The organism is Flectobacillus sp. (assembly GCF_049240685.1).
Lineage (GTDB): Bacteria > Bacteroidota > Bacteroidia > Cytophagales > Spirosomataceae > Flectobacillus.
This window is the reverse complement of sequence record NZ_JBMLSD010000028.1, coordinates 1-5,002: the sequence shown is the minus strand read 5'-3', so window position 1 is coordinate 5,002 and position 5,002 is coordinate 1. Positions and strand designations below refer to the sequence as shown.

General features: G+C 35.2%; 4 protein-coding genes. All 4 read left to right on the top strand.

Features of this window, described 5'->3' with window-relative positions; translation table 11 throughout:
- Positions 1–277 (top strand): hypothetical protein (locus tag ACOVQ4_RS01460; RefSeq protein WP_421818889.1); only part of this gene is annotated, 277 nt, incomplete at its 5' end.
- Positions 278–352: 75 nt separating this feature from the next.
- Entirely contained in the window at positions 353–1,426 is a 1,074-nt protein-coding gene (locus ACOVQ4_RS01455) for a serine hydrolase domain-containing protein (RefSeq protein WP_421818888.1), read from the top strand.
- A 23-nt stretch (positions 1,427–1,449) separates the two neighbouring features.
- On the top strand, positions 1,450–2,220 hold the full coding sequence (locus ACOVQ4_RS01450) for a hypothetical protein (RefSeq protein WP_421818887.1): 771 nt from the start codon (positions 1,450–1,452) through the stop codon (positions 2,218–2,220).
- Between the two features lie 185 nt (positions 2,221–2,405).
- Entirely contained in the window at positions 2,406–3,470 is a 1,065-nt protein-coding gene (locus ACOVQ4_RS01445; protein WP_421818886.1) for a ligand-binding sensor domain-containing protein, read from the top strand.
- Positions 3,471–5,002: the final 1,532 nt, after the last annotated feature.

The window sequence follows — 5,002 nt, the reverse complement described above, 5'->3', positions numbered from 1 at the left end:
GTCTCAAAAAAAAGTAGAAATAATTGAACAAGTATGCACTGGATGTAGTAGTATGATTGAGTTCATTATCAAAGACATAGATGACCATGCCGTACAAACAAACTGGTTGGTGGTTGAATGTGTTACTTGTTCAGAGTTAAATTTAATTCAGACTGGCAAAAATATTAGGCTACAAAATTTCGGTACGTATCTAATAAAAGAGCAGCTAGATGGAAAGGACTATAACCAGAACAGTGCTCTCGATTACATAGCACATCTCAAGCAAAATCGAAGCTAAACAATTTGTCTATAATGCACTGAAATTATCAGGTATTAACTTTATCCTTTCCAAGCTCATATAACTCCCTTTCCAATGAAATATCTTTCAATTTGCCTCCTGATTCTGATTACATCATGTACATTTGGACAACAAGAAACCTTTGATGAGGTGCTAAACTATTACCAAACTAAGCAAAACTTTAATGGAACGGTACTTGTATCGAAGGGTGGTAAAATAGAGGTTTTACAAGGCATTGGTATTGCTAACCGAGAGACTGATTCAAAAATTTCTAAATTTTCAACTTTCAGAATAGCCTCTATGACTAAAGCATTTACGGCAGTACTGATTTTACAACTTTACGAAAAAGGTAAAATAGATTTGAAGACCCCTTTCGGCAAATATTTCCCGACTTACAAAGGCAATGCAAAAAATGTAGCAACCATCGAAAATTTACTAACCTACAGCTCAGGAATTCCTGACAAAATGGGTAATATTGGCATGCAACCCTACAAGAAGCGGTTGTCTCTTGATGATTTTATAAATCAATATTGTAGTGAAGATATCGTCGAGAAACCAGGGGAGAAAAGTATCTACAGCAATGTGGAGTATATAATTTTGACTAAAATAATTGAGAATATCACCCAAAAATCCTTTTTGAAAGTCCTCCAAGAGCAAATCCTAATACCTTTAAAAATGTGTCATTCTGGATTGATCAGTGATAAATACAAACCCAAGGGGTTAGTAGATTCCTATTCTATCAATGACAGCACCAAAACCTTCAAGAAAGATGAACCGTATTTTGCCGAAAATTTCTTTGGTGCGGGTGCCATGTACTCAAGTGCCGAAGATTTATTCAAATTTGATCAGGGAATCTTTCAAGAGAAATTACTCAGCCCTGCTAACACAAAGCTACTTATCAAACCAAACCCAAAACTTGGAAATGCTGCTTTTGGCGTATGGTACGCCGATGGATATGGGACATTCAACAAACCCTTTATTTATCGCACTGGTGGGATTCTAGGTGCAAACTCAAACTGGATACATACCCTCGAGGACCAGCGCTGCATTATCGTCTTAAATAATACCGATGGGACGAACCTTTATGGCATGTCAGAACAATTCTATTTAGTAAGTAAGGGCCAAAAACCCAGCATGATAAAAAATTAATAAATCTTAGCGAGTCTAAAAATATGATGGAATTTATTCAAGAAATAAAGAATCGAAATGAGGTCTTATTTTATTTTGGTCAAGTCTGCCTTTGGTTTGGAGTTTTATTTTTATTGCTATCGGCAATTTCTCCATTGAAAATCTACGGCATAAGCGCATGGTACAAGCCTCTTAAATTTGCGATTTCATTGGGCGTATATTCATGGACGATGGCATGGTATTGCTATTATTTACCCAATTTTAATTTGAGTTTGTTCAACTGGACTGTTGTCGTTTTATGGAGCTTTGAACTTATTTATATTGCATTACAAGCAAGTAAAGGGCAACTTTCACACTATAACTTATCGACGCCAGTTTATAGCATGCTGTATGGTTTAATGGCCATCGCCGCTACTATGGTTACTCTTTACACTGCCTATATCGGCCTCTTGTTTCTCAAAGATGATTTCCCAATGTTACCGACCTATTACCTTTGGGCAATCCGACTGGGCATTGTACTTTTTGTGATATTCTCATTTGAAGGTTTCGCTATGGGCTCCAGACTTAATCACAGTGTGGGTGCGATTAACGATAACTCCAATATCTGGATTATAGCATGGAGTAAAACGGTTGGAGATTTGAGAGTTGCACACTTTATCGGAATGCATGCTTTACAAATATTACCAATCGTTTCATACTATTTCTTAAAAGATACCAAACTTACAATAGGGCTTGCCCTCATATACGGGCTTCTCTCCATAAGCACGCTTATTCAGGCATTACAAGGCAAGCCTTTTATAAAAAGCTCTATATAATTTTAGTGCTTTTTGGATACTTAATGCTCTTCGGTTCAGTGAGGTATTAGATTAATTATTGACCCGATTTTATTTTTTATAGCTTGTACAATTTCCAAAATATTGAGCTTTCTTTGAATAGAAAAAATTACTTTGTTAAATTGTAGAAAGTTGTCCATCATGAACCTCTAATCTTCAAAATCCAAATGACCTCCTTCAAAACAACAATCACATTTAGCTTATTTACACTATTATCTTCTTGTTTTGGACAATGGAAAACGCAAGAAAATAACTCAGCACCTACCGTTGTTAAATCCTTCAAGACCAATGGTTTAGCGCCAGATTTCGATACTACTTTAGTAAGTCAGTACATCAGAAGTATCTTTCAAGATTCGAGAGGTAATATGTGGTTTGGAACCATAGAAGATGGCGTAGTTCGCTATGACAAAAAAAACTTGCAATACTTTTCAAACTCAGAAGGGTTTATCTCAAATAGCGTTTTTGCCATCAATGAAGACCGTCAAGGAAATATGTGGTTTGGAACAGACCAAGGTATTTATAAGTATGATGGTAAAATCTTTAGAAGTTATAATCAAAAAGATGGACTTCAGCATATAGATATCAGTCGCCGAAGTATCCTAGTGGATAAATCTGGTAAAATTTGGGTAGGCACTCATCGAGGTGTGTATCAATATGATGCCGAGGCTGACCAACAAGGAAAGCCAAGCTTTACTGTATTTTCATTGCTACCAGAAATCAACACAGCTGATATATTTGAAGATAAATCTGGAAATATTTGGTTTGCATCGTCCAATCAAGGCGTTTTTAAATATGATGGAAAAACCATCACAAATTTCAATGAAAAAGCCCTACTGGGAGAAAACTATGCAGGAGGAATTGCGCAGGATCCATCAGGAAATATGTGGTTTGTTTTTAAAAATGGAATATGTAAATACGATGGAAAATCATTTACCGAATATACCGCAAAAGATGGTTTGGGCGGAACGGAGTTTTGGGGCATATTGATAGAGAAATCAGGGATTATCTGGATAACTGCCAGAGGTAGCACCACCAGATTTAATCCATCCATTTCATTACCAAATGCTAAGGCTTTTAGTGTATTTACTTCGGCAAACGGGCTTACCTGTTGTGTCCAAAGCATTTTTCAAGATCAATCAGGTAAAGTATGGTGGGGCACTGGTCAAGGATTGTATAATTTTGACCAAACAAAGTTTTATCAAGTAAAACGAAGCGGCCCTTGGCAAAATTAGGCAGATACTAAAGACAATTTTCGCTGGTGCTGGATTCTCTCGTTGAATCTGGATTCCAATGCTGGTGCTGGAATCCCTCGCTGGTGCTGGATTCCTATCCAGCACCCACCATTTCTTAGGATTCTATCCTAGAGTTGCTTGTCCAAAACTTTCTTACTTTAAATCTATTTCTTTAATTTAGAATAAAAAATAACAATTAAAACTTTATTTATTTGGGTTTAGCTTATGAAATCTCTAAATTAGAAAAGATTTTCACGCTTCTACTAACGTTAAATAACTATACTCCAAATGAAATTGTTTCTAACACTTAAACATTGGCAACTTTTCGGGATTGCCTTTTTACCAATCATCGTTCTTCTTACAACATTGGTATGCATCTTGATAAAAAATGAGACCAATCAACTTTTTTGTTTTTCCTATTTTTACCCAATTTTAACATTATTTTCCCTTGGCAACTATTTGGGATGGTTTTATTCAGTTGGTATTAGTCTTTACCAAAAATTACCCTCTACAGCCAAAATGGGTTTGACACAGTTCAAATTCCTCCTTGTTTTTCCAATTAGTTACATTGTTTTTGGGTATCTAATAATCTCTAACAGGATAGAGTTTAACGAGCCTCACATTGCCCTATTCTTTTTTATTATTCCTTTTCATTTGTTGTCTATGTTTTGTATATCCTATTGTATAAATTTTATCGCTAAGGGACTCAAAACAGTTGAGCGTCAAGAAAATGTAGACCTATTTGATTATTGGGGAGAAGTATTACTCATCTGGTTTTTCTTTATTGGAGTGTGGGTTATCCAACCAAGAATAAATGCCATTTTTCAAAAAGAAACTATAAGATAAATGTTAAGTTAGTGAGTAAAATAACTCATTTTTTATGAACTCTTATCATTATTTATAGCTTTAAAAACTCCATAAGCGAAGGTTAGAAAACTTATCGAAAATGTCGTTAGACTACCTAACAATAACCCAGTAATTAAATTTTCGACCTCATAATTATTTTTGATCACATGTTCCAAATTGAATGAAATGGCCAAAAGCACCCATCCAAAATTAAAAAGACCCCAATGCCAAAAACCTGTCCTATGATTCACACGTTTTCTAGTTTTTTGTAGTATAAAATAGATTAGCGCCATCAATCCTGAAATGAGGCTAAATGAGATGGAGATGGGAAGATATCCTATTACGTAAAAGGAATCGTGTAAGATAATATCAAATGTTCGCGAGGCAAATATAATACCCAAAGCTAACAAAAGCCCAGAAGTAAGGGCAAATAGGGAATGAGGTGTATATTTCATCTAAGAGCATCTTTTGAGGAATTAATAAGACCATGTTGAAATTAGTAATAAATTTCAACATGGGCTTCTGTCTGGAGTTAAGAATGAATAATTTAATAAATAGGTTTTATTTTATTAACAGTCCGTACCTCTGCACAAGGCATTTTAGACTTCAGGAGTTCAATACCTAGCCAAGTTGATTCGACAATTTGGATACTGGATTTAGGCTAAAAGCCTAAGAAAAAATGAGTG